The organism is Leptolyngbya sp. FACHB-321 (genome assembly GCF_014695975.1).
GTDB lineage: Bacteria > Cyanobacteriota > Cyanobacteriia > Leptolyngbyales > Leptolyngbyaceae > Stenomitos.
This window is the reverse complement of the sequence record NZ_JACJPI010000042.1, coordinates 149,567-175,207: the sequence shown is the minus strand read 5'-3', so window position 1 is coordinate 175,207 and position 25,641 is coordinate 149,567. Positions and strand designations below refer to the sequence as shown.

20 protein-coding genes are annotated in these 25,641 nt (G+C 50.0%); 11 read left to right on the top strand and 9 right to left on the bottom strand.

Annotated elements, in window-relative coordinates:
* The first annotated feature begins 338 nt into the window (after positions 1-338).
* Together H6F76_RS06540 and H6F76_RS06535 are read left to right on the top strand one after the other, a co-directional pair.
* Positions 339-1,028 carry a Crp/Fnr family transcriptional regulator gene (locus tag H6F76_RS06540; protein WP_190450443.1) on the top strand — a complete coding sequence of 230 codons (690 nt, stop codon included), beginning with the start codon at positions 339-341 and terminating at the stop codon, positions 1,026-1,028.
* A 252-nt stretch (positions 1,029-1,280) separates the two neighbouring features.
* A complete protein-coding gene (locus H6F76_RS06535; protein ID WP_190506892.1) occupies positions 1,281-3,149 on the top strand; it encodes a M61 family metallopeptidase in 1,869 nt (622 codons plus the stop codon).
* Between the two features lie 82 nt (positions 3,150-3,231).
* Here the strand turns inward: H6F76_RS06535 and H6F76_RS06530 are convergent, their stop codons facing one another.
* The 4 genes from H6F76_RS06530 to H6F76_RS06515 form a co-directional block, all read right to left on the bottom strand.
* Entirely contained in the window at positions 3,232-3,981 is a 750-nt protein-coding gene (locus H6F76_RS06530) for a response regulator transcription factor (protein WP_190507089.1), read from the bottom strand.
* 675 nt (positions 3,982-4,656) lie between these two features.
* Entirely contained in the window at positions 4,657-5,796 is a 1,140-nt protein-coding gene (locus H6F76_RS06525; RefSeq protein WP_190506889.1) for an AI-2E family transporter, read from the bottom strand.
* A gap of 96 nt (positions 5,797-5,892) precedes the next feature.
* The gene (locus H6F76_RS06520) at positions 5,893-6,750 is read right to left on the bottom strand and encodes an ABC transporter permease (RefSeq protein ID WP_190506887.1); all 858 of its coding nucleotides are present in this window, start codon (positions 6,748-6,750) and stop codon (positions 5,893-5,895) included.
* 130 nt (positions 6,751-6,880) lie between these two features.
* The gene (locus H6F76_RS06515) at positions 6,881-7,891 is read right to left on the bottom strand and encodes an ABC transporter permease subunit (RefSeq protein ID WP_190506885.1); all 1,011 of its coding nucleotides are present in this window, start codon (positions 7,889-7,891) and stop codon (positions 6,881-6,883) included.
* Positions 7,892-8,368: 477 nt separating this feature from the next.
* Here H6F76_RS06515 and H6F76_RS06510 point away from each other — a divergent pair, with 477 nt between their 5' ends.
* From H6F76_RS06510 to H6F76_RS06480, 7 genes are all read left to right on the top strand, one after another.
* Positions 8,369-8,743: a hypothetical protein gene (locus H6F76_RS06510; RefSeq protein ID WP_190450447.1), complete on the top strand. Its 375-nt coding sequence runs from the start codon at positions 8,369-8,371 to the stop codon at positions 8,741-8,743.
* Between the two features lie 735 nt (positions 8,744-9,478).
* Positions 9,479-10,387: a MoxR family ATPase gene (locus H6F76_RS06505; RefSeq protein WP_190506883.1), complete on the top strand. Its 909-nt coding sequence runs from the start codon at positions 9,479-9,481 to the stop codon at positions 10,385-10,387.
* Positions 10,388-10,526: 139 nt separating this feature from the next.
* Complete coding sequence (locus H6F76_RS06500; RefSeq protein WP_190506881.1) at positions 10,527-11,798, top strand: hypothetical protein; 1,272 nt, start codon at positions 10,527-10,529, stop codon at positions 11,796-11,798.
* 131 nt (positions 11,799-11,929) lie between these two features.
* Positions 11,930-12,322: a hypothetical protein gene (locus H6F76_RS06495; RefSeq protein WP_190506880.1), complete on the top strand. Its 393-nt coding sequence runs from the start codon at positions 11,930-11,932 to the stop codon at positions 12,320-12,322.
* 22 nt (positions 12,323-12,344) lie between these two features.
* Positions 12,345-12,530 carry a hypothetical protein gene (locus tag H6F76_RS30315; RefSeq protein ID WP_199321960.1) on the top strand — a complete coding sequence of 62 codons (186 nt, stop codon included), beginning with the start codon at positions 12,345-12,347 and terminating at the stop codon, positions 12,528-12,530.
* 858 nt (positions 12,531-13,388) lie between these two features.
* Positions 13,389-15,338 (top strand): adenylate/guanylate cyclase domain-containing protein, encoded by a 1,950-nt coding sequence (locus H6F76_RS06485; protein WP_199321959.1) that lies wholly within the window; start codon positions 13,389-13,391, stop codon positions 15,336-15,338.
* A gap of 327 nt (positions 15,339-15,665) precedes the next feature.
* Positions 15,666-16,328 carry a DUF928 domain-containing protein gene (locus H6F76_RS06480; protein ID WP_190506877.1) on the top strand — a complete coding sequence of 221 codons (663 nt, stop codon included), beginning with the start codon at positions 15,666-15,668 and terminating at the stop codon, positions 16,326-16,328.
* 188 nt (positions 16,329-16,516) lie between these two features.
* Here H6F76_RS06480 and chlP read toward each other — a convergent pair whose 3' ends face one another.
* Together chlP and H6F76_RS06470 are read right to left on the bottom strand one after the other, a co-directional pair.
* Positions 16,517-17,740, bottom strand: a complete 1,224-nt coding sequence (gene chlP, locus H6F76_RS06475) for a geranylgeranyl reductase (protein WP_190506875.1) — start codon at positions 17,738-17,740, stop codon at positions 16,517-16,519.
* A 233-nt stretch (positions 17,741-17,973) separates the two neighbouring features.
* Complete coding sequence (locus H6F76_RS06470) at positions 17,974-18,666, bottom strand: hypothetical protein (RefSeq protein ID WP_190506873.1); 693 nt, start codon at positions 18,664-18,666, stop codon at positions 17,974-17,976.
* Between the two features lie 464 nt (positions 18,667-19,130).
* Between H6F76_RS06470 and H6F76_RS06465 the strand changes: the two genes are divergently transcribed.
* The gene (locus H6F76_RS06465) at positions 19,131-19,805 is read left to right on the top strand and encodes a PTPA-CTERM sorting domain-containing protein (protein WP_190506871.1); all 675 of its coding nucleotides are present in this window, start codon (positions 19,131-19,133) and stop codon (positions 19,803-19,805) included.
* A gap of 256 nt (positions 19,806-20,061) precedes the next feature.
* On the top strand, positions 20,062-22,050 hold the full coding sequence (locus H6F76_RS06460; protein ID WP_190506869.1) for a caspase family protein: 1,989 nt from the start codon (positions 20,062-20,064) through the stop codon (positions 22,048-22,050).
* Positions 22,051-22,463: 413 nt separating this feature from the next.
* Here H6F76_RS06460 and H6F76_RS06455 read toward each other — a convergent pair whose 3' ends face one another.
* The 3 genes from H6F76_RS06455 to H6F76_RS06445 form a co-directional block, all read right to left on the bottom strand.
* Entirely contained in the window at positions 22,464-23,099 is a 636-nt protein-coding gene (locus H6F76_RS06455) for a hypothetical protein (RefSeq protein ID WP_190506867.1), read from the bottom strand.
* A 232-nt stretch (positions 23,100-23,331) separates the two neighbouring features.
* On the bottom strand, positions 23,332-24,978 hold the full coding sequence (locus tag H6F76_RS06450; protein ID WP_190506865.1) for a CocE/NonD family hydrolase: 1,647 nt from the start codon (positions 24,976-24,978) through the stop codon (positions 23,332-23,334).
* A 164-nt stretch (positions 24,979-25,142) separates the two neighbouring features.
* The gene (locus H6F76_RS06445; protein WP_190506863.1) at positions 25,143-25,598 is read right to left on the bottom strand and encodes a cupin domain-containing protein; all 456 of its coding nucleotides are present in this window, start codon (positions 25,596-25,598) and stop codon (positions 25,143-25,145) included.
* Positions 25,599-25,641 lie beyond the last annotated feature (43 nt).

Here is a 25,641-nt window from a genome sequence, read left to right as displayed (position 1 = left end):
TAGGGACAGCGTTTTAGGCAAAAAACGAAAGCAGGCACATGACCAGAGGTAGTTAGTACGTTTGTGGCGTTCACTGTGATCGAAAACCACCTGTGTTTCATTGCCTTTGCATACTGACACATCAATAGCCCACAAGTGCGGTTCAAAGCTTGCTACTATTTTTGACATACGGTATAAGATTAAGCGCCCAGCCCAAGAATCCGTAAATTCTCCCTCTAACAAGCGTCAGAAACCCTGCCATGATGGTGTGAGTATAGATTAGTGGCAGTCCTTGTCTCCTGTACTCTTGCGATCGCTGTTCAGCCTCAGCTCTATCCCACAGAATTCTACAGATTTTCATGCAGATCGAAGCGTTTAGTGAACTCTTCCCCCTTTTAATGGCAGCTAACCCAGAAACTCTGGAGTGGTTGCTGTCAGTTGCTGTCGAACACGAGTACCCTGCGAACCGGGCAGTGTTAATGGAAGATGCGTGGGGCAATGCCGTCTACTTTATTGTCTCTGGTTGGGTTAAGGTGCGGCGTTTGTCTGGTTCGGGTGAAGATGTTGTGACCTTAGCTGTATTGGGACGGGGAGACTTTTTCGGCGAAATGGCGATTTTGGATGAATCACCGCGATCAACTGATGTTATTGCTCTTTCGGCAGTCAGGCTCATTAGCATTTCAGCACAGCGGTTTATTCAAACCTTGTTCAAAGATCCGCAACTGCACCATCGGATGTTGCAATTAATGGTGCGACGTTTGCGACAAACTAATCTCCGCTTTCAGTTACGTCATCAACCACCCGCTGTCAAGCTAGCAAATACCCTGGTCTCTCTAGGGGAAAATTACGGGCAAGAAGTGCAGCATGGCATCGAGGTCTTTAATATTCCGTTTAAAGATCTGGCAGATGTCACTGATATTGGCGTGGAAGAAACAGCCAAAATTATGGAAAAGCTGGATAGTAAGGGCTGGATTAAGATTGATACTGTGGGACAAACAGTTTTATTAATCAACCTGAAGCAACTGACACATTTAGCAGGCAAGATATAGGGTAAAAGCACGTAGAGCTAAATTGCACTGAGTAGCAAACATCGACCACTGAGATTACTAACTTCTTCAAGCTCTTAGAGAGCTAAAAAGCTTTCAGTTGGTGGCGGTAACACAGAGCTGTCATCAGGTGACGTGTGGCTTGTGGATGAGGTAAGGCAGAGGGTGCAAGGTGTACCTTATCTAAAGAAGGACTGCTGTATAGTGATGCTGCTTGCAGCACACAGTTTATACAATACAGGAGCAAGATTAAGCATGAATCGAGAAGACTTAGAGCTAGATTCTCAGGTTGAGCTGTTCCAGCCTAGAGAGGCTGGCTTGAGTCAAGAGCCAACCCATTCACCCGTTTCTGCGCCCTTAACAACGCTTCAACTCCACTATCAAGTGGCAATGCCAGAGCCAGAAACCCATCTGTTTGAGGTAAGCCTTCAGATTAAAGGTTTGCAGCCCAATGCTATGTCCTTGCTGGATCTAAAGATGCCCGTTTGGACACCTGGCTCGTATCTCGTGCGGGAATATGCAAGGCACTTACAGAATTTTGTGGCGGTTGGAGGCGATCGCACCACACCGCTACCCTGGTGCAAGATCAGCAAGAATCATTGGCAGATCGATCCTCAGGGACAGGAGTCTTTGACGGTTCGCTATCAGATGTATGCCGATGAGCTTTCGGTGCGGACGAATCATCTCGATGGTACGCACGGCTACTTCAATGGGGCAGCGTTGTTTTTCTATATTCCAGGGCATGAGCGGCAGCCGTTGACGATTACGATCGTGCCTCCTGACGGTTGGCAAGTAGCTACACCCCTTCAACCTTTAGAAGGACAAAGCCACACGTTTGCAGCACCCAATTTTGACACGCTGGTGGATAGCCCCTTTGAAATTGGTCGCCATGCCGTCTATGCCTTTGAAGCGCTGGGTAAACCACATCAGCTAGCAGTTTGGGGTGATGGCAACCTGGAACCAGAGCGTTTGATTCCAGATATCCAAAAAATTATTCAGGTTGAAGCGGATCTGTTTGGCGGCTTGCCCTATGATCGCTACCTCTTCTTGCTTCACCTATCATCACAAGGCTTTGGTGGGCTAGAGCATCAATCATCCTGCTCTTTGATTTATCAACGCTTTGGCTTTCGGCAAAAGGACAAGTACGATCGCTTTATTCAACTGGTAGCGCACGAATTCTTTCACCTCTGGAACGTAAAGCGTATTCGCCCTAAAGCGCTAGAAGTCTTTAACTACGAGCAAGAGAACTACACGCCCTCACTCTGGTTTAGTGAAGGTACAACGAGCTTTTATGATCTGGTGCTTCCCTACCGGGCAAAGATTTATGATGTACGGGCTTACTTCATGGCGCTGAACCGTGAAATTACCCGCTTCCTCATGACACCAGGGCGGAAAGTACAGCCCTTAAGTGAATCGAGCTTTGATGCCTGGATTAAGCTCTATCGCTCAGATGCCAATAGTCCCAACTCCCAAATGTCTTACTACCTGAAGGGAGAAATGGTGTCACTGCTGCTCGATTTGCTGATTCGTGAACGACATCGCAATCGACGATCGTTAGACGATGTCATGCGGCAAATGTGGGAACAGTTTGGCAAGCCCGACGTTGGTTTTACGCCAGAGCAACTCCAGCAGGTGATTGAAACCGTTGCCGAAATTGATCTGACGGACTTTTTTGAGCGCTATCTACACGGTCTTGAGGAACTACCATTTGACGACTACTTGAACCCATTTGGGCTGCGTTTAGTAGCTGATGCTGGGGCTGATGAGGGTGTCCCTGATCTTGGACTGGTGGTAAAAACTGAACATGGGCGTGATGTGATTAAATTTGTTGAAACAGCTTCGCCAGCCCAGAAAGCAGGTATGGCAGCGGGTGATGAGCTGCTGGCAATGAATGGGTTACGAGTCACTGCTGACCAACTTAACGATCGCTTGCGAGATTTTCAACCAGGCGATCGCGTGCAACTTTCGTTTTTCCATCAGGATGAATTGCACTCTCGCATAGTGACACTGGCAAAACCACGACTCAGCCGTTTTCAGATTGTGCCAGCCAAGCAGCCAACTCCTCGTCAGGAGCAAAACTTCCTGGGTTGGCTGGGCGTGCCACTAGCCGCAATGAGAGATTAGAGCACTGCGGCAACAGTTTTAATGCCAGTGTTCTCAATCGGTTGTATGGTTTTCAACCCATAAACTAATGCTAGCTAGACCCCTAGCCTAAGCGGTAGCCAAAGCCACGGACTGTAATCAGGTATTGCGGGCTGCTGGGGTCTAGCTCTAGTTTTTCTCTTAACCAGCGGATATGAACATCCACAGTTTTAGAGTCGCCCATGAAGTCAATACCCCAAACTTTCTCCAAAAGCTGATCACGAGAGAACACTCGCCGTGGATTGTTCATAAATAACTCTAGCAGCGTAAATTCTTTGGGAGATAGGCTTACAGCTTTATCGCGCACCGTAACCCGACATTCTTGAGGATAAAGCACAATTTCCTGAAACTGGATAACCAACTGCTCTTGAGGCTGGGGCTGCCGATTGGCTCGGCGGAGGAGCGATCGACAGCGGGCAATCAACTCTCGCATCCCAAAGGGCTTTGCCAAATAGTCATCGGCTCCAATTTCTAACCCAACAACAATGTCAGTTTCAGTGCCTTTTGCACTCAGCATCAGAATTGGGGTTGTCATGCCTTCTTGTCGCAACAGACGACATAAATCTAGTCCATTAATGTAGGGCAACATCAAATCCAGGATGAGCAGATCGATCGCTGGAATGTTTCCGCCCTCACTAGTGCAAGAGGCACGTACCACCTCTAGAGCTTGGCGACCGTCCTCAACAGCTAATACTTGGTAGCCTTCATCTGTGAGCGCCATAGTGATAGTTTCACGAATGAGAGACTCATCCTCTACAACTACTAGAAATGGCTGAGAGTCCTCAGGTGGCTTTGTCACTCCAGGCGATCGCATACTGGCAGTAAATTGTGCGGTTTCAAACATTCAATGATTACGGGCTAAAATTTCAGTGCTTGCCTTCGATCGTCTAAATGCCATTACGTACTGTTTAAGGCGCTCTTGCTTCCTTAAAAAACAGCAAAGAAAAGCTAGCGCTTAGAAACAGTTAGCTATAACCCAACTGCAAAAGCAGCCTTAACGAAGATAGAGATCTAAGCGGTAAAGCAACAGAATAAAGATTCATTGTTTACGACGAGTTAACGCTAAGTAAACAAAGGGTTAAGCCTAAAATAATTATTGGTTCAGATGATGTTTTAAGACGCCTATTTGTATTAGAAGCTGCTGAATGACTCGCCCAGTATCATACAAATTTTCTCAGCTACGACAAAGTTGTCAGGCACAGTGCACTCAAAACGTCGCGATTATGCTTACAAAAAATGCTATGGGTTTGAATTGCTAGAGCGATTAACTAGACCAAAGCCTAATAAGTTTTAGCGAGCTTTCTTTAGCAGGAGTTAACGTTTAAGGTGCAGCTTTCTGTCTGTTAAAGAAGCCAGAAAGCTCGTCCAGGCAATTAGCCTTTCATTGTCTCAGCCGCAATTGCAGCGATTAGGTTAGGCAGTAAGGCTCACGACTAATCCCTACACGTGAAGGCAGGATAACTTGCTTCTCTTAAGAGGGTGTAAAGCTCTAGGACGGACTTTCTGCAACGGATTGAATAGGGTCTTGGCTAACAGTTGAGTGAGATGCCTGATTGACGATCGCACTTTCAGAAGGGCTTTCAGGCGTAACTGACTCAACAGCAGAATGTTGCCGATCTTCGATCAGATCTTGAATGAATCCGGCTACAGGGACAGCCGTGAGCAATCCTGGTAAGCCAGCAATTTTAGTACCGATTAGGAGCGAAATAATGACCCAAATTGGTCTGAGACCAGTGAAGCCTCCCAAGACACGGGGTGCGATCGCCTGATCGACAATTTGATCGATGGTGGCAGCAACAGCAAGCGTTTTTACACCCAGCCCCAAATCTTGTGCGGCAACCAGCAAACTAATCAACCCAAAACTAAGGACATCCCCAAACGGAATAAGGGTCATCAACCCTACTAAAAGCCCAAGGAGTAAGCTGTATGGTACGTTGAGAAAAAAGAAAGCCAGCGTCAAAGCGGTGCCCATAATCAGCCCCATTGTCGCCTGACCAATGAAATAACGGTTGAAGTTGCTTTCTAACTGTTGAGCTGAGCGATCGCGGTACTTTTGCGGCACCCACTGAAAAAAACCATCCCAAACACGCCTGCCATCAAGCAACAGGTAAAGCGTTAGAACAATTACAAGCAGCGCTTCTGACAGGCTACCGATCGCATCAAGCGTCAATGTTACGCTCTGGTCAGCAAGTGCTTGTAGCTCACCTGGCAACCGATCAGAGAATTGTGCAATCAAGCGATTCAAATGTATAGGTAGCCGACGGCTCAACGCCCATGCCTGTAGCACCTCTAGCTTTTGGCTTAAGGCTGCAATCCAATCGGGCAGCAGTGTGACGATCTCGTTTAACTGCGTCACCACAGTTGGAAACAGCGTCACCCCCAGCGTAATCAATATCACCAGGCTCACCACCAACACCAGCAAAACGGCGTAACGGCGTCGAAGACCACTCCGATACAAAAACTGCACTGGGTAATTGAGGACGTAAGCCAGAACAGCAGACAAGATTAAAATCGTGAACAGTGGCTCAAAGTACTGCACGAGCTGGAGTAAGACCCAACCGTTGAGGACAATAAACGGCAGCGTTAACCGAATCTTAAGCCATTGAGTCCATTGATCAGATCCAAGCATGAGGGAGAGAGTAAGAGGGAGAGAGGATGGGGAGCCAAGCGTGAGGCTTCCTTCTACCCTACACCCTACACCCCTTCCCTAGCCCTGATGTATGGCTCAGTTCATGCTGACCGATCGCGGGTCAAGTCCATCGCGCAAGCCATCGCCTAAGAGGTTAAACGCAAGCACCATCAACGTAATGAATAAGCCAGGAAAGAGAGTTGTCCAGGGTGAAGAGAGCGAATATCCTCCTTTAAACGCATCCGACAGCATTGCGCCTAGTTCTGGTGTTGGTGGTTGTGCGCCTAGCCCAAGAAAACCTAGCCCAGCCGCTTCTAAGGTTGCCGTGCCGATCGACAGCGTTGTTTGCACCACAATAGGAGCAAGGCTAGCTGGCAGAATGTGGTGGATGATAATGCGATCGGGCGTTGCCCCCAAAGCCCGCGCTGCCTCGACAAATTCTTGCTCTCGTAGAGAAAGCACCATGGCACGGGTAAGCCGCGTAAACAGCGGAATTTGTGCCAGACCAACTGCAATCACTACACTTTGGATGCTGGGACGCGTGACAGTAACGATCGCGATCGCCAACAAAATTGATGGAAACGCCAGCAAAATGTCTGTGAGCCAACCAATGGCGACTTCAATAATGCCTCGAAAATAGCCAGCTAGCAGTCCCAACACTAAGCCAATCAACAGCCCAATGCCCACTGAGACAAGGCTGATGCTAAGTGATATCCGGATGCCATACCAAACTAGCGTCATCACATCCCGCCCCAAGGCATCTGTACCAAACCAGTGTGCTGCTGTCGGTGGTAACAGCCGCGCCAGATAATCACGATCGGTAGTCGGATCATACGGATGCAACACCGGAGCCAGCAACGCTAAAGCGCTCAGGGCGATCGTCAAAACCAGCCCAATCTTGCCAGCCGGAGACTGCCAAAAGCGCTGAAAAGCTCGTTGTGTCAGATATGGCATGGGAAAAAGCCGCAGAGGACATTGTTGGGGTTTAGAAGTAGACAGAAGACCAACGGTAAGAAAGTGTAGCCATAACTCCCAACGTCTAAAGCTTGCAACTCAAAACTCGAAACTCTCTTGTATTTCTTCCTCACCGAATTTGAATCCTAGGATCAAACAAAGCGTAGGAAAGATCGACCAGTAAGTTGACAAGGACGAAGGCGATGGAAACCAACATGACACCACCCTGCACCACAGGATAATCACGCGCCAGAATACCTTCATAAATCCAGGAACCGATACCAGACCAGGAGAAAATAGTTTCCGTCAAAATTGCGCCTGTCAGCAACGCCCCAAACTGTAAGCCCGCGATCGTTGTGATCGGCAAGAGTGCATTCTTGAGCGCGTGTCGCAAAATAACCCAGCGTTCTGGCACTCCCTTAGCGCGAGCTGTGCGGATATAGTCCTGAGACAGAGTTTCTAGCATGGCGCTGCGGGTAATGCGAGCGACGATCGCCAGGGGAATTGTACCCAGGGCAACGGCTGGCAAGATGAGATGCGCCAACACATCTTTAAGAGCAACACTATCGAGCCTAAGGAGTGCATCCAGAACGTAAAAGCCTGTAAGAGGCTGGAAGTTAAAGCCCGCTTCAACGCTGATCCGTCCGCTGGGCGGCAGCCAATGCAAGTTGATGGCAAACAGGTAGACCAACAGCAACCCTAACCAATAGACGGGCAACGAAACACCTAACAGCGAACCAGTCATCGCCAGGTTATCGAGCCAGCTATTTTTGCGAATCGCAGCAAGAATGCCAGCAGGCACGCCTACCACCAAGGCGATCGCCATCGCAGCCACCGACAGCTCAAGGGTAGCGGGAAACCGACTGCGAATTTCGTCAGCCACAGGGATACCGCTAATGATGCTGACACCCAGATCCAAATGGAGCAGTTGATTGAGAAACGCAAAGTACTGCGCCAGCAGCGATCGATTCAACCCAAGTTGCTCTCTCAGGGCAGCGATCTGCTCCGGTGTTGCCCGATCGCCCAGAATAACAACCGCTGGATCACCAGGGATGAAATACAGAAAACTAGATACTAGCCAAGTGATACCAACTAAAACGGGTATTAGTCCAAGCAAACGTTTAAGAATGTAGAGCCACACAGGCAATTAACTGGCAATGAGTATAAGGAAGATGATTGCACGCTTAAAAAGCATCTAAAAATTATTCTAAAAATCCATGCGGATGCCATTGCCGACAATTGTACGAGCGTAACTTAAAAGAGCTTTATATAACGCAATCATTAGTCTTAGATCTTAACTTGCGGCTAAGACAGAGCCAATGGGCGATCCCAGTCTTGTCAATCGCAAAAATTGACTAGCACTCGTCGCAGAATGGAAAACCAGATAAGAAAGAGTCATATTAAAGGTGCGAGTAATAGTTTGTTTTTGGGTACTAAAAGTAAGTTGAGGCACTGTTTAAGCTGTACCTAAGAAATTGTAAGTCAGCTACTACAGATGGTATAGAAAAACCACTTTCTATTGCCTTTTGTAAAGAGTATCAGCGCCTTAAAAAATGTGTCTCAAATTAACTTTTCTTTTGGTTCGGCAACTAATTAAGATCTTCAGGAGGACAAACCTATGTCAGTACTTTTTAAAACAGACTTAGCAGAATATGCTCGTCAATGTACTCTACAGCGACGACGGTATGAGGAATGTGTTCAGAACGCACAGAAAAGCGGCATGAACCCATCATTAGCCACTTCAGCTTGTTCAATAGACCAAGCCAGCGATTTAGATGGCTGCCCTGAACGAACCATGCAGGGCAGTGTCGTAGATCTCCTAGAACTATCGGTTGACCCATTATGGGAAGACAAACAAGTAGCTCTAGATAACGCAGGCAATGGGCAACCAGAAGAACAGCCCTGGCATGGCGATCGCTCACACTCTGTACAGCAACCGACCGCTGGTGCAACGCGAAAAGGTGCGAGTTCCGTCAGCTACGGCGCACCCTAAAAGTAAGCAAATTGCAGCACTTAATTTAAACTTAATTAAGCTATTAGCGGTCAATGATCAGCTTGAAAAATCAGGCTGATCACTGATAGTTAATAGCTTAAAATTTATTGATTTTGCCTATGACGTTGATGGCAACACCGCTTGCGGATCGGTCTGTACTAGATTGCAGTCTCTGAGGAGCAGGTGATTTTGCAAGAACGTCAGATGCTCTATACACACCATGCGCAGGTGCGATCGATGCTTCCATCTGCTCATAATAATGATCGGCATACTGTTGCCATCGCCTCTTGCTGCACTCAAAGAAACGCTTGGTATGAGATGCAAGCTTCTAAACGTGCTGTTCTGGAAGAAACGGGTGTAGTTGATCGAGCCTTTGAGTCATGTTTAGAGCGTTAGACGCCAGTGGCGATCGCCCGTAATCAAGGTCATTTTCCTGTAACCCGTCGCATGCCTAACGCTTCCAATGTTTGCGCTGTGGGGGAGTACCTAGCCGATACCAATGACATCGGTAGAACTTTGGCAGAGAGGAATAGCGCGTTTCCTTCCTCGCAGTGTAGTCACTTCCAACCTGAAAGAGCACGGAACGATTCCTAAACTCTGGAAAACACTGCGCCACAGCTTGAAGCTAGCCGCCATAATGCAACCCCTATTTGCGGTCTCGACGCTAGCTTGATAGTGTTAGTTGGGCATACTGAACTACTCACACTCCACTGCCCCCTTGGAACTTGCATCAGCATGAGAGAACGCATTCAAACACTGACAGAAAATTTGGGTCGAACAATCGTCGGCAAACATGACGCGATTCGACTGGTGCTGGTAGCGCTAATCTCAGGCGGACATACTCTCTTAGAAGACGTTCCGGGCGTTGGCAAAACCCTGCTGGCAAAATCACTCGCGCGATCGATCGATGGCAAATTTCAACGTATTCAATGCACACCTGACCTGTTGCCCAGCGACGTCACCGGGACAAATATCTGGAACCCTAGCAAAGGCACGTTTGAGTTTCTGCCGGGTCCCGTATTTGCCAATATTTTGCTAACAGATGAGATCAACCGCGCTACTCCACGAACCCAGTCCGCGCTACTGGAAGTGATGGAAGAACAGCAGGTGACAGTTGATGGTGTGTCGCGTCAGGTGCCGAATCCATTTTTTGTCATTGCCACCCAGAACCCTGTAGAGTACCAGGGCACCTTTCCCCTTCCAGAAGCGCAGATGGATCGGTTTATGCTGTCGCTCTCGCTGGGCTACCCTACAGAAGCAGAAGAACTGCAAATGCTGCAACGCTTGCAAAACAGAGGAGCATTGGAGGAACTGCAACCCTGCTTGTCGATTGCAGACGTACAAGAACTACGCCGACGCGCTGCCTTAGTAAATGTGGATCAATCGTTGCAACAGTACATCCTCAACTTAGTACGGGTAACCCGGCATGATGAAGAAATCACACTGGGAGTCAGCCCCAGAGGTACGGTTGCTCTATATCGTGCCGCCCAGGCAATAGCGTTTTTAGACGATCGCGATTATGTTATCCCAGATGATGTAAAGTTTCTTGCGCCGCACGTACTCGCTCATCGCATGATTCCAATTGGAGGGCGAAGGGCACGGGTGATCGTCGATCGACTACTAAACGCTACACCGATTCCCTAGCGTCGGTTTAAGGTGTCGTGCAAAAAAAATGATCACTACCCATGCTTCTGTAGTACTATCGTACTAATATCAATGACCTAGCCATTCGTTTCTTTTTGTTGAGAGACGTTTGGCTAAAGAAGCTGGTTATTCCCCGACCATGGACGAACTTCACGCACGCGTTAGATCTTTTCGATCATCGCCAACAGAAATAAACCTTGCCAAGCAGCCCTATCCAGAGTTTGACGATTCGGATACTGCTCTAAGGCAAGGAGAGGCAAATGTGGTAGAGATGCCCCATCGTCAAACGTACGAAGCCTTTGCACCGCAACCTTCTGAGCCGCCATCGCAAACGCAGCGCTCCACAGCAAAGCGGAAGCAAACTGCTGCCAAGCGTAAGCCAGTAGTGGCAAACCCTAAAGCACTTTCTTTTCGACAAATGCGGGATGGGCATCGACAGCCCTATATCGACGAGTTAAAGCGCTTGGAGGCACAGGCAGAACGGATTAATCAACTGCTTGCCGATCGCAAGCGAAAGCAAGCACGTGCTGGACAGCCCGAAGCCCTTACGAACCATGATTCGCTTCTTGAGGCAGATAAACCGTCTCCCAAAAAGAAGGCTTCAAAAAGTGCTAGACAAGCCTCTAGACCAGCAGCACGATCGCCTCAGCGAGAGGTTCCGCCGATGCCAGCACCAGATGACGACACAGAAGCGTTAGAAGCTCAGGCAGCACGGATTAAGGAGTTACTGCAAGCACTAGAAACCGCTATAGCAGAGGGCGAGACACTGCCGCCTGATGGGTCGATCGCACACCACAGCAGCATTGAAGACCCCGTTGAGCCTGCTAATCCTGAGATGAAAGTGTCAGTTCCATCTTCTGGTGTAGAACCGTTTAACTCCAGTACCTACCGCTATAGTGCCGATACACTGCCAACAGGTAGCCAAAAGCCAACAATCATCGGAGCGACTGACCACAAAGCACAGCAAGAGGCGGCTGAAACAGCTCAAGCGCTCCGCTATCTGGCAAGCCGAGACACGTTGGAACCTGCGATCGCTACTCCTCGGCAAGAGCCGCGCCGCCCTACAGGACGCTCACACGAACCGCGATCGTCTGCCAGTTCCTCGTCCGCAAATGTTTTGACCATCCGGCGTTATGCGTTAAAGCTGCGGCGGTTTCTCCAGATGCCACACACCTCGCTTGATCGAGTGAAGGATGCTGCCTTGTGGATTGTGCTTGCTGCTGCCATCCGAGTGGGAGCGCGACTTTTACTCATGCAGGTTCCAGCACTTGCGCCAGTGTTATTAATGCTGATGTTTGCGCCTGCAGCGGCGGCTGTATACCTAGCAATGTGTGTGCCAAAAGCTGGGTTCGTTTCCATTTACCGCCTGTTTCTTATCATGCTGGGGCTACTGCTGGGTGGCAGATTTTAGTTAACCAATAGTCAGCGCATCAGTCAGTACTTCAGGCAGCCCGACGGTAGACTCCAGCACCTAAAAGGCGTTGGTTGGTCTGCCGAGCGATGGCTGGATTTTTAGCTAACAGCGATCGATGAGGAGAACGAATGCAATACCCAAAGTCTGAACGGTTTAATTCAAGGCAGCTAATGGCTGGCGGAGTAGTGTTGCTGTCATTTGGGCTTTTGCTAGACCTGCATAGCCTGCCGTCTTTTCTTAGCAAAAAAACTTCTGGCGAACTGTGCCAGGAAGTTGTGCAATCACAAACGAAGCTGTCGAGGCAACAGTTAGCACGCTTACTTACGGTGCCAGAGGGCGATAAGAAGCAAAAAGTGCAGGAGATTTTGAAAGATCCGTATTGCAAACTCGTTGATCTTCAGGTGCGTGTCGGTGCAACAGCGCAGCGGGAGGCTTACCAGCTAGAGTTTGAACCGCAGACGTGGCTGGTCGTTCTTTATGAAGGTGAGCAATATGCTGGCTATCGTTTCAATATTCGCTAGGTCGGAGATTGCCCTGCTCAGCATGAGCTTGCTGGTCGCAACGCTGCTTTTACCGTTGGGCTGCGCTAAGTCTCCCAGTGATGAGGCACTACTTAAAATCAAGCTGTATCAAAACTGGGAACTGCAACCGGGTGATACGATCGGCGATCGCAAAGTTCTCGGTGGGCTTGGCGATATTGCTGTGGCGCTTGATGGTAACCCTGTTTAAGCACCCTTTGATGGTCGCGCCCAGCTTGATAGCAATCGTTGCCTGATTTTTTCTAGCCCTGACGTACCAGCCTATCTCTTTCGCCTCTGTGGGTTAAACAAACCGCGTCTCGGTGCTGTTAGTCAGGGCGATGCGATCGGCAGTGGCAGGTTACTTTTATTTGCAGCATTACGCAAGCAGCCAAACGGTACTTGGGCGATCGTCGAGCCTGCTAAAGGAATTTTGGAACGTACGCTGAAGAAGGCGGAGTGAAACAGTCAAAGGGTTGATAAGCGTAGCTATTGAGTAGCTGGCGCAATTATTGATAAGAGGCATTGAGACTTCGATGTGAGCGCTCAGTCGAATGCGAAGCCGAAATGCTCTAAGTTCGGTTGTAGGCGGGTTGAGCGCAGCCGAAACCCAGTCTCTCAGTAATGTTTAATCTAACTCTCCTACTTATAAGTGGAGACGGCACGTCATACTAATTCCCTTACACCCTACAAAGCAAGATCCCCCTGCCTGCACTTCCTTACGAAGGGGGATTGAGAGGAATCATTGGGAGAATCTATAGCCATCACTGTTTGAATTGAGACAAGCAGTGCAGTAGGACTTGTAATCTCGAAAGGGAAATCGGCATGAGAGTCGTTAACAGCTAAATTTTCTGGTTGTCAGGATATTGTGCTGTAAGGGATGTATAGCCTTAAAGGGCTGCTGCATTTTCTGAACAATCCAGGTGCATTGCTTGCCTTGCTTGAACTGTTAAGAACGAACGGTACGCTTTGAGCGGCTCAGAATACACGCCATACTAAATGGGGTTAAGCCACCGTTCAGCAGCTTCAGTTCAATATTCAATGTGGTGAAGCGAAGCTGAGAGTACCCGTGATTGCTAAATTGAAACGATGCCGCAATGGGTGGATAAAGTTGACGCATCTGCCAGCGATCGTTATGGTGCAGCTAGCGATCGTGGCTACAAGTGCGTCCGTAACCGGGGTTTTACTAGGTATGCGACAGGTGGGTTGGCTGCAACCGCTGGAACTTGCTAGCTATGATCTGATGGTGCGTTTGCGCCCCGATCAAGGTGTTGACCCACGCTTGCTGCTTGTGACTATTACCGAGGCAGACATCAAAGCACAAAAGCGGTGGCCCCTCTCAGATTTGACGATCGCAACAGCCCTAAAAAACTTGCAGCAGCAACAGCCCAGCGTTATTGGCTTAGACCTGTATCGTGATCTGCCCCAGGAGCCAGGTACTGCTGCCCTCGCCAAGCAACTGCAACAGTCAAACGTCATTGCCATTACCAAAGTTCCAGATGCGGATGATATTGGGGTCAAGCCGCCGCCCAGTGTGCCTAACGAGCGAGTTGGTTTTAACGACATTGCTAGCGACCCGGATGGTGTCATTCGTCGTGGGCTGCTGTTTGTTGATACTGATGCAACAACGCTCTACGCCTTTTCGCTACGGTTGGCGATCGCCCACCTTAAGCAGCAGGGCATCACACCACAGGCGGGACGTGATACCAACCATCTACGCCTGGGTGCTGCCGAATTTATCCCTTTAGAAGCTACTACTGGCGCGTACCAAACGGTGGATGCTGGGGGCTATCAAATTTTGCTCAACTATCGGGCACGTCACAAGCTGGCACGTCAGGTAACCCTAACTCAGGTATTGAACGGCGCGATCGATCCTAGTTGGGTCAAGGGCAAAATTGTGCTGATTGGCACCACAGCCCGCAGCGCCAAAGATTTGTTTCTTACGCCCTACAGTGCTGCTGAACCACAAAACCCCCTGATGCCCGGAGTGGTAATTCATGCTCAACTGGTGAGTCAGTTGCTGAGTGCTGCCTCAAACGAGATATCGCTTTTTGAATACTGGGCTGATTGGGTAGAAATGCTTTGGCTAGGGGTTTGGGTTCTGATTGGGGCTAGCCTTGCCTGGTTTGTGCGTCACCCGCTAGGGCTAGCACTAGCAATGCTCACTACAATGACAACGCTGCTGGCAACCTGCTATACCCTGTTTCTGCATCAACTTTGGGTGCCTATTGCTCTGCCTGTAGTGGGTGTTCTCACTGTTGTCATGCTGGTTGTCTCCTACCGGGCACAGCGAGCGCAGCGTCAGCAGATGATGATGATGAAACTGCTGGGGCAAAACACATCGCCAGAAATTGCTACAGCGCTATGGCAAAGCCGCGATCGCCTGCTTAAGGCTGGCAAACTACCAGGGCAACGGCTGACTGCAACCATGCTGTTTACCGACATTCGCAACTTCAGCGTCCTTTCAGAACAATTGCTGCCCGAAGACTTGCTGGAATGGCTAAACGAGTATCTCAGTGCCATTACCGAGGAGGTGAAAGCCAATCAGGGCATCATCAACAAATTCACAGGCGATGGCTTGCTTGCCGTTTTTGGGGTACCCATGAACCGGCGTACGCCGATCGAAGTGTCGCAAGATGCCTGCCTTGCAGTTGAGTGTGCGCTTGCCATGGGCGATCGCCTGGATCAGCTTAATCAAGACTGGCAGACGCGCAATCAGCCTCTTGCCCAAATGCGAGTCGGTATTTTTACTGGACCGATCGTGGCTGGTAGTTTGGGTGGTAAAGAGCGGTTGGAATATGCCGTTATTGGCGACAGCGTTAACATTGCCTCTCGTCTGGAAAGCTACGAAAAACACCGTCAGACAGAAACGTGCCGCATTCTAATTGCCCAAGAAACCCTCGTGCATTTACAAAACAAATTTGTGGTTGAACCGTGGGGGCTACTTGCCCTCAAAGGCAAACAGCAAATGGTTGATGTCTATCGGGTGCTAGGTCGTGCCCGTGCGTCGAAGGATTAGCGTTGTTGGTCAAGGTGCAACTAACCTAATAACTAAGCAAGCTGAAGCGTTGAGCAAGTTTAACCTTTGCTTAGAACGAGTGTATGAATAAGAACATCAAATTGTCAGTCATAGTTTGATAGAGAAGCTGAACATATCTGTCTAGCTGCTGAAGCTCCAGCACAATTTTCCGTAAGCCTGTATGCCGAGTCAGTAGTTATACCTGCTGTCAGTCTTACAGTTCCTCTCCCAAACAACGGTTTTAACGGTTAAAGCGGCTTAAATATGCGCCTTCAAAACAAGCGAAAACTGATGCTTGCCTGCCTATCTAGTGTTTTAAGCGTGGCTATGTGTAGTGCGCCACTGTTGGCGATCGCGCAAGAGTATCGCCCACCTCAGCGCGGCACCCCTGCACGACGTGAAGGTGCAGGCACACGCGGTACTTGCCTGCGGGGACCAAAACTACTCATGCCATTAATTCCGATCAATAACTTCAGTGCCACTGTGTCCAGCAGTCCCACCTTTTTCTGGTACGTGCCCAGAACGGAAGCGCAGACAGCCGAGTTCGCACTGTTAGATAGCAATGATCAAACGCTTTACAAAACTGTCATTAAGCTGCCAAACACACCAGGCATCGTGAGTTTCAACTTACCGACCAACGTTACCACGTCTGTTTTGACGGTTGGCAAAGATTTTCACTGGCAGCTTTCGCTTCTCTGCGATCCTAGCCAACCATCGGTTAACCCGTTTGTCGAAGGTGTGGTGCAGCGCATAAAACCGTCTGCTGCCTTAGCCAGCCAACTTAAAAAAGCAAGTGTGCGCGATCGCCCTGCTCTTTACGCTACCGCAGGTATCTGGCAGGATGCGATCGCTACTCTAGCGCAGCAACGCCGTGCCAATCCTCAAGATCCACGCTTGGTTGACAGTTGGTCACGGCTATTGCAGTCGGTTCAGCTCGAAGACTTTGCCAAAGAGCCGTTGCAGTCCTGTCCAACCGTTCCCCAGCGGTGATCTTAGAGACATGGCATTTGCAAAAAGTGCTGGCTACAGAGAATCAGTATTAGAGGACGGTGCTGGAAAATAGCCACAAACAACCAGCATTAAAGATACTCCTTAATGCTGGTTGAATCCAAGGCGTCAATGATGGGTTGATGGCGCAATAGCAACCGAATAACTAGCAATCAACCACGTTTCAGACTCTAGGGTGCAAGCGCATTGCCACGAATCAAGCTACCGATCGTCTTCGCTGTGATCTTAAGCTGCGTTAGTGGATTCGCTGGCACAACTGTTTTGTACAGGTAGCTGTCGAAGGTGAGCTTTTGCACATCAAGGTCAGAGCACATTTCAACAAACGCCTCGCGAGTCGCATCTGAGCGGTAGAAGACGGTTTGCAGAATATCTAGCACCTTGTAGGTCAAGCCATATTGCTTGTCCCAACGCTTGATGTAAACCTTAAGATCGGCTTCAGTGGGAACGCGATCGCCCTTGCCAGAAAATTCCACAATGGCTTCAGCACACATCCGTGCCGACTTCGCTGCAAAGTAAATGCCTTCACCGGAGGACTTTGTAACCGTTCCAGCCGCATCACCCACCAGTGCGACCCGACCTACCACGCGGCGAGGTCTGGGATGTTCGGGAATGGGGTGTGCTTCAACCCGAATGATTTTGCCGCCTCGTAGTTTCTCTGCTGCACGAGCGCGAATGCCTGCTTGCAGTTGCTTGATCTTTGCCTGGTTGGGCTTCATGGTGCCTGTACCGACTGCTACGTGGTCGTATTTAGGAAACACCCAGGCGTAAAAGTCGGGCGAAACATCATCACCGACATACATTTCTGCCAGTTCGTTGTAATACGCCATCTTGTCTTCGGGAAGACGAATCCGCTCCTGGAAGGCGATCGCATAATTGTAGTCACCGGCATCAATCGCTTTCGCTACCCGCGAATTAGCACCATCCGCACCAATCACCAAATCGACTTGCAGTGTCTTGGGTGTTCCTTCCAGGCTGCCATTGGAGTGATCCGCGTAGTGCAGCGTGTAGGGATCTTTGTCATTGCCGGGAATTTCCAGCTTGTGCATCGTACCGTTGATGACCTTAGTGCCAAGCTTTTCGGCACGATCGCGCATAAAGCCATCTAGCACTTCCCGACGGCACATCCCAATGTACTCATCATCCTTCAGTGTGCCGCCAATGTTGACCTCCACGTTTGAGGGCGAGATCATTTTCATCTTGCGAACACGGCGATCGATAATTTCTGGCGGCAGGTCAAATTCGCTCACCATACACAGCGGAATAGCTCCACCGCAAGGCTTCACGTTGTTTAACTTACGCTCAATCAAATAGGTTTCAATACCCGCTTTTGCCAAAACTTCCGCCGCAGAGGAGCCTGCTGGACCGCCACCGACAACCGCAACCCGTAGTGCCAAAGGTTTTCTCCTAAAATCGCTAGAAGCTACAGGATGCATGGTATCACGGAGCTTTAACAGACACCCGTGAGTTGGAGCAGATCCCGCCAAGTTGAAACAGAGCTTAACAAACCTGGGACCGGGAGAAGGAGACAAGGCAGAATTGGGAGCATAGGAAGAGACGGGAAGAAGGAGAGCTTTGCAACCACTTCCTCGCCTCCTCAGCTTCCCCTGCCTCCCCTGCTTTTTATCTGCTACTTTCCAATATTTGCTGGAGTGGGAATACGCTGCGGCAGAATAGGGCTGCGGGTCGGGGTTGGTGTTTGAGTTCTACCAGTCGTTGCACCAGTTGTTGCGCCACCACGAGCCGCTGCGGGTGCCGTGGAAGTATTGGCAGGAGTCGATCGCGGTTGCGGTGCTGTGGAAGTTGCAGCCGGAGCCGAGGTTGTAATCGTTGGCTGAGCGGTTGTTCCTGCGCCAGAGGGTGCTGTGTTCATACCCAAGAGCGCTTTAGCAGTGCTGTAATAGGTTGCCCAACGACGTGCATCTGGCTGACCACGCCACTGAGAGCGGGTTGTGGTAAGTGACAGCACTGGCACAGTAGAGGTCGCGCTTTGAGCAATCACAACGATCGCGACATCCGTCATCAAAATGTCACGATCGAAGCTGCGTTGTGTAGCGGCTCTGGCAATCGCTTCCGCCCGACGTACTAGCGTGTCATAGGTTTCGCTGGGCTGCACGTCGATCGTCACATTCACCGTCCCTGTATAAGCGTGAACGGCAGAGGGTGCGATCGTTTGAATAGCAATCAAACCTCCGGCAAGCCCCAGCGTCACTGCCATGTTTGTCACTGATGTCTGCCGTTTCAACCAGTAGCGAAACTGGCGTACCACTGGAGCAGTGACCAACGGGAGAAGATTTAGTTGGGGTGACACGAAGGGCGACATAATTACTCCTAGTTGCAATGAAGCGTGGGACTTGCAGAATGCGATGCCTCATTATGATTCAGCGTGCCCAAAATTCAACTTGCTAACGTGTAGTGCAATCATTCGCAAGCCTCGCAGTGACTGAGAGTGATTTCCACTCCGTACAATCTACATCTCCTAATGCGCTGCCTAGATGAAGTTCAGCAGAAATTCATGTCCATGTAAAACGGCTCAGGCTAGAATCTTACAGCAGCGGCATTTAAGTTGGATGAGCCAGCAATTCCTCAATGATTCACCGCTAGGGTGCCTTTTTCAGACTTTGTAGCATCAACCACTCCCCACGCACTACCCGACTCGCATTTTGATGCTGTCTAGGGAGCCAAATTTGCAAAGAATAAATGACATTTGAAAGAGGAGCATTCCTCTAGTCTCGCTCTCAGGGTACTCCTACCAATTACCTTCTAACGTGTGGAGTCTTGAATTTCATGACACTTGGGAAACGAATATCCACTTCTTTCGCAGCCGTTGCAACACTACTGTCCTTCGGTATCCTTAGTTGCGATCCTACTCAAGCTGCCATTGTTAAAGGCAGCGTCACTGGAACTTGGGACTATAGCTACGTTCAGGGAACCAATGTCAGTATTGGGGACTCGTATACAGCGACTTATAGCTACGATGATGCTCTCCTTACGCCTTACAGCGCTTCCATCCCTGGTGGCGTCCGGTATTCTGGGTTATACGGCTCCTTAATGAGCTTGGTTGTCAATAGCGGCAGCTACAGTCACACCTTTGATTTCTCAAACGGTCGTGGTGAAGTCCGCTTCGAGGATTACATTAGAGACCCTGACTTTTACAACGCCTCTTATACCTCTAAGTTTTTTGGTGTGTTTGGGTTGGATAACACGGCTCAGGGATATAACTTCTTTAGAGCCTACAATCAATCGGAAGAATTTGGCAGCTTACCCGGCATACTCTTCAACAGCGAGTATGCTCGACTTAATACCAGGAATAATCAGGGAACTGACACAAACCTTGTCGAGGCCTCTAATGCAAGGTTCAGGTCAGGCTCTACGGCTGTTCCCACTCCTGCACTGCTGCCAGGGCTGATTGGTTTGAGCATAAGTGTGTTGCGGAAGCGTAAGGCGCAAGCGGCTAAATAGGCTGTCGAAGTTTAAGTTCAGCCGTGTTTCTCAAGCACTGATTCTACCTCTACCTTATTAACGGCTGTGCTTCTGATTAAGAGGCACAGCTTTTTGGCGGGTGCAAATGATAGGCTGGGTCTCGGTTACGCCAGTTTTCCTCATTAAATCCATGCTGGATCGATGTTGAGCGAATAGTATTTTGCCTTCTGAGGTGAGCGTGTCATGATAGACATGACTGGGAATGCTATGTCAAGAGATATCTGGGACGGCTGGCATGAGACACTGGGCAATCAGCATTGGCATCAATCAGTATGAGTTCTTGCAGCCTTTGAGCTATGCCCAGCATGATGCTCAGGCGATCCACCGATTTTTGGTTGAGGCGGGGGGCGTTCCGGCTGAACAATGCCTTCTGCTAACAGAAACCTCGCCACCCCAATGGGGCAAATCGACCTATCCCGATCGCGAGACGATTCAAAGCTGGCTTGATCTGCTTATTCAGCGGTATATACAACCAGGCGATGTGCTGTGGTGCTTTTTTAGTGGGTATGGCGTATGCCAGCAGGGGCAAGATTATTTGATGCCGATCGAAGGCAACCCAACGGCGATCGCTACAACCGCCATACCGCTTGAAGCGATTTTTCGCAGCTTGAGGCAGGTGGCAGAGGCGACCGTTTTAGTGCTGCTAGATATCAACCGCAACGAAAGCAGTTCGTATGAAACAGTCGGCACCCATACAGAGCATTTAGCAAGCATCACAGGCATCCCTACCATACTGTCCTGCCAGTCAGGTCAGTTCTCGCGTGAAACGTCAGCGTTGAGACATGGGTTTTTCACCGCAGCGCTGCTAGAAAGCTTGCGAGACAACCGCTCTACCACGCTAGCGGCAGTGGAGCAGTATTTGAACGATCGCCTGCCAGAGTTGAGTGAGCACTATTGGCGACCGATCCAGCAAGCTGTCACAATTTGTCCAGACGAAAAACGACAACAGCCTCTACTACCCCTGGCTCCTGGGGCAGCGACTCAGCAGAACGGCGATCGCTACGCTCCTGCACAGACCGCTTTACAGAGTGGTTCTGCGGTAGCTGTGAATGGTTCCCTTTCTACTACCGCCAGAACGCTACCTGATGGAGGTATACCTTCTATAACGTCTGGCGGTGCTGCCAATGGTAGTGGTTGGCAGTCGGTTGCAACAAATGGGCAATCGCTCGACACGAAGGACAGTGCGATCGCGGCATCAGGATACTTACCCCCTTATGCTACTGCTGCATCTAATGGCAATGGCAATGTCTCGACGAATGGCTCCGCACACCATCCAAATAATTTGACCGCCGTCTCGCCTCAGACAAATGGCAGGATGTCAGCGCCTAGCATTCATGCAGCGCTGCCTATCGACAGTGTTGCCCAAAATCATGACAATAGAGTTGCCCAACCCCCTCCAGTGCCTACCGTGCCACAGCCGTATTCTGACCATCCCGAGGACGCGAACGAAATCCCTGATGCTCTTTTCTGGCGACCTGTGCTGCGGTGGGGTGGGGTGGCTGTCGTTGTGCTGATTGCGGGCGTGCTGTTACGCAATTGTGCAGCCTTTACACCTAAAGCACCAGCAACTGGACAGCAACCGGGTACTGCTGCCTTGCGTTCATCACCGTCTGGTACAGGGCAACCAGACGTAGCATCGCTGACAACGCCATCGCCATCTGCTAAAACAAGCTTACCCGTTCCAACCCCTACAGCCTCTGCGACGAAAGCGATGCCATCTCAGTCCATCGCAACGGCTCAAGACTTTGGCGCTTCAGGAGCAAGCCGTCTGTCTCCAACAACGATCTCGCCTAACAAGCCGGAAGCCACGACACAGGCGCAACCTGCTCAGACAACGGGCGCAGCATCGATCGCCCAACCATTAGCCCTATCTCCATTAAATAAAGCAAGAGCACTGGCGGCGGCAAATACAGGTCAGGCATCATCCTACTCGTCTGCGATCCAAGAAGCTAAGACGGTGAAACCAGGTCAACCAGAGTATGCCCAGGCTCAGAAAGAGATCGCGTCGTGGAGCCGCCAAATTTTGTTGATGGCACGCGAACGGGGTAGACAGGGACGTTATGATGCGGCGATCGTGTCAGCGCAATTAGTACCGCAAAACCAACCAATTTATGCTGAGGCAAAGGGCGCACTTCTCCGTTGGTGCTCCAGACTCGATCGCCAGCGAAACGCTAACCCAGTGCAACGACGACAGGCAAGAACGATCTGCCGTAATCGTGGCTGATGCATCGCAATGCAGGAGTATTTACTGTTTCACAACGACTGAGGATTGTGGATTTAATAAAACCGAGTATTTACGTAACGTGAGTTCGGGTTAAGCCGAAGGCTAAAACCCCTACTATGAATAGCTTGAGTTAAGTAGCCAGCCAGTCACCCTTTCTCAATAAGACCTGCTACTGCAAGTATTTGCAACTGTGAGACTTATTGACAAGAACTTGACCGAGAGCGTGGTGGCAAGCCGCAGAAAATCAGGGCTTCTAGCGATTCCTTATCCCGAACTCACGTTACGTAGGATGTATAAAGCCGTTCCGGCATAGCAGAAAAGCGCAGCGTCATGCATCAAAAGCTTTGGAGGTGAGGCGTTACGGCTATGACCTTACACATCCTATAAAATCCGATCTTATTTAATTCTCATTCCTAAGGGTGCTGCACGTTTTCTCGCGACTGCGCTGCACCGGGTTCAGTGTTGTAGTAAGGCAAAAGTACCGAACCACCCCAAAGCAAAACCACGCCAACTAAAATGCCAGTAAGCAGCCGCACGCGCTGCTGTAGCCGCCGAATTTGACGCTCGCTCTCTATTGATGGGGCGTCATTAACTGCCAAGGCAGCACTAACCGGCTGAGCGGCTGCATCAGTTAGCGGTGCGGGTACTGGTGTAGGGGCTTCCTGTGCCTCCATTACTTTCGCTACGGTAACGGCTGGCTGGGTCTTTGGCGTACTGAAGCGTACTTTTTGGTGTAGCCAGTTAGCAATTAAGCTGGGACAGTTTTTATACAACCAGCGCAACGCAAACACTTTGAAGGCGGGCTTAGACATCACCGCGATCGCCTTCATCAATTGATTAAGCGGCTGAGAACGTACTTTCTGGTTGATCAAGTTAACCGAGCCAACATCATAAAGGCAGTCCAGGATAAACTTAAGCGTCACATCCTCCTGTCTGAGCATATGAGCGAGCAAAAGCTCCAAGTCTCGCATCCGCTCAACTTGCATCTGCGCTTCTGCTGTCAACTGTCTTGACTTTTCTGTTTGTCCTGATAAAGCCAGTTTAGCCATCACAAACCTGGTTCAGCCTGTCGGTATATTCAAATATGGATGCGTACCACTCCAGCATGACAAAGACTGTGGCGGTTCTCCTTCTGTCTAAAGGCACTTCTGTCTAAAGGTAATAATCATTTTGTACTGGTACAGCTTTGTACTCACACAATAACAGCCGCTCTCACCTTTCCACTTTTTCACCCTTCCACCTTTGCACTCTCCTATAAGTCCGTTACCCTCCTTTTGAAAATTACTCTAACTTAACCACAGGCAGCAAAACCTGAGAGGGTCGATCGTCGCCACTAGCCACTGTCACTGTAATAATTTGTTGATCAATTAAGCGTGTTTTACCAGGTGGTGTCCCGGTACCTGCATTCACCGGATATGCAGGAAAACACGCGGCGCTCAGGCTCAGGCGAATGGCGTTGCCTTTTGGAATGCAGACGCAGGTTGGTTGAAGTGAAATTTGTAACGGTGTCGTGGGCTGTGAAAGCACGTGGATGTAGCCCTGAGTGACGTTATAGACAGTACCATTGGGACGCACGTCAGATAAAACGGCACACAGATCAAAGCTAGGCAGATCAGCAGCGCAATACACCAAGGCTGATACCTCACCTGCTAGGTGCAAGTCTTCGGTAAGCGGCTCGGAAGTGTAGGTAAGTATATCGGTGCGGCAATCCAGGCTAGAGCGATCGTACGGTCCAGATGGCGCAGAGGCATGACCACCGCTTACGGGAATCGGTCGCCAGGGATCGTGGACGAGAACATCGGCTGAAGGGGTGAAGGAGTGAGGCGGTAAAGGGGACAGGGTGCCTTCCTGGTCACTTATGCTGGCAAGCCCGGTGCTGGTGAGAAAAAAAGGCGTTGGGTGAGTGCTGTGCCATGTGTCAAAGGTGCGCCACTGGTTGCTGCCCATTTCAAGGAGAGCGATCGTAGGTTCAGCCAGTAGTCCTGTATTTAAGCCTTTGAGCCACTGATCGAACCAGCGGATTTGCAGGCGATCGCAGGGGCTAGCAGCGGTGGCTCCAAAGTCGATCGCCCCCACCTTGCGTCCCCACGGCAGATGCGCCCAGGGTCCCACAATCAACTGCTGGCGATAGGTGCTCCGGGCTGCCATTTCTTTGTAAAGATGGATCGTTCCCCGCAGGAAAGTGTCGAACCAACCGCCAATATGTAACATTGGCAAATCGACGGCATGTAAGTATGACTTCGGCGAAAGCTTCTCCCAGTAGTCGTCTGGTTCAGAATGTTGTAGCCACTCGTGGTAAAACGAATCAGGATCAAGATCTTGAAGGATGGCAGGATTAGCAGGCACTGAGTCGCTCGGAGGCGGTTGTTTCGCTGCTGTTGCCAGCATCTGATATGCCGCAACATCACCCTTTAAACGAGCCGTTTCAGCGCTAATCTGGATTGCCCAGCTTAAGTTGGCTTGCAAACAAAAGGCTCCACCTTCATATGCCCAATCTGTATACAGGTCATAGCCAATCATGGCAGGGCAGATGGCTTTAAGGGCAGATGGCTTTGCGGCAGCAGCATACAGTTGAGTCATGCCTTGGTAGGAAAAGCCGTACATCCCAACTTGCCCGGTGCTGCCAGCAAGAGCCGCTGCCCACTGCACAGTATCCTCACCATCCTCAATTTCATGGGCAAAAAGCTTGAAGCTGCCCTCTGACGTACCGCGTCCACGCACATCTTGAATCACCACGATATAGCCATGAGCGGCATACCAGGTGGGATGAGCGTAGACGATAGTGGAGGCGATCGCCCTTCCGTAAGGCTGCCGCATGAGTAAAACAGGAAACGTCTCCTCTGCATCAGGGCGATAGATATCTGCATCCAACCGCACCCCGTCGCGGGTTAGCATAGACGCGGTTTCTTTAGGACGAACGTTGAACATGAGAAAAGGACTTTAAGCTGGTAGGGGAGGCGGCAGGGGAAGTAGGGGAGTCAAGAGAAGCACGGAAACTCTTGAAGCTGCAGGGGAAGCAAGAGAAGCAGAGGCATTTGGATCAACTCCAAAGCTTTCCTTTCTCATCCTTTAGCATTCATCCCTTAGCCTTTTCAACACAATACTGGCGATGGTGTACGGCGTAAAACCGCCATATCTTCCTCGTCGAGTTCAGCCGGAATGCCGCTGCGGATGAGTTCAGCAAAATTCTCATTCGGCACCATAAAGCAGAGTGCGTACAGCCGTCCTGATCCTATATTCTCAATGCCATGAATGCCAGTTGGCGGCACTAGAATACTATCTCCTGCCTGTACATGAACCGTCTTACCATCACAAGTTGCCAGCCCTTCACCTTTAAGAACAAAAAACATTTCGACTGCCCATTGATGACGATTAGGTGGAGTCTTGCCACCAACATCAAAGATTTCGACACACAGGGTCAGCGACATATTAGCAATTTGCGGATCAAACACGATCGCCAACCGATTGGTATCTTGAGGGCTAATCCGAAACGCTTGATAATCGACTGGTGATTTCACAACTGGGATAACGCAACTTTCAGAAGCCATTGGGTGTTCCTCAAAAACGTGGGTGAGAAAATGTAAGGGTGTT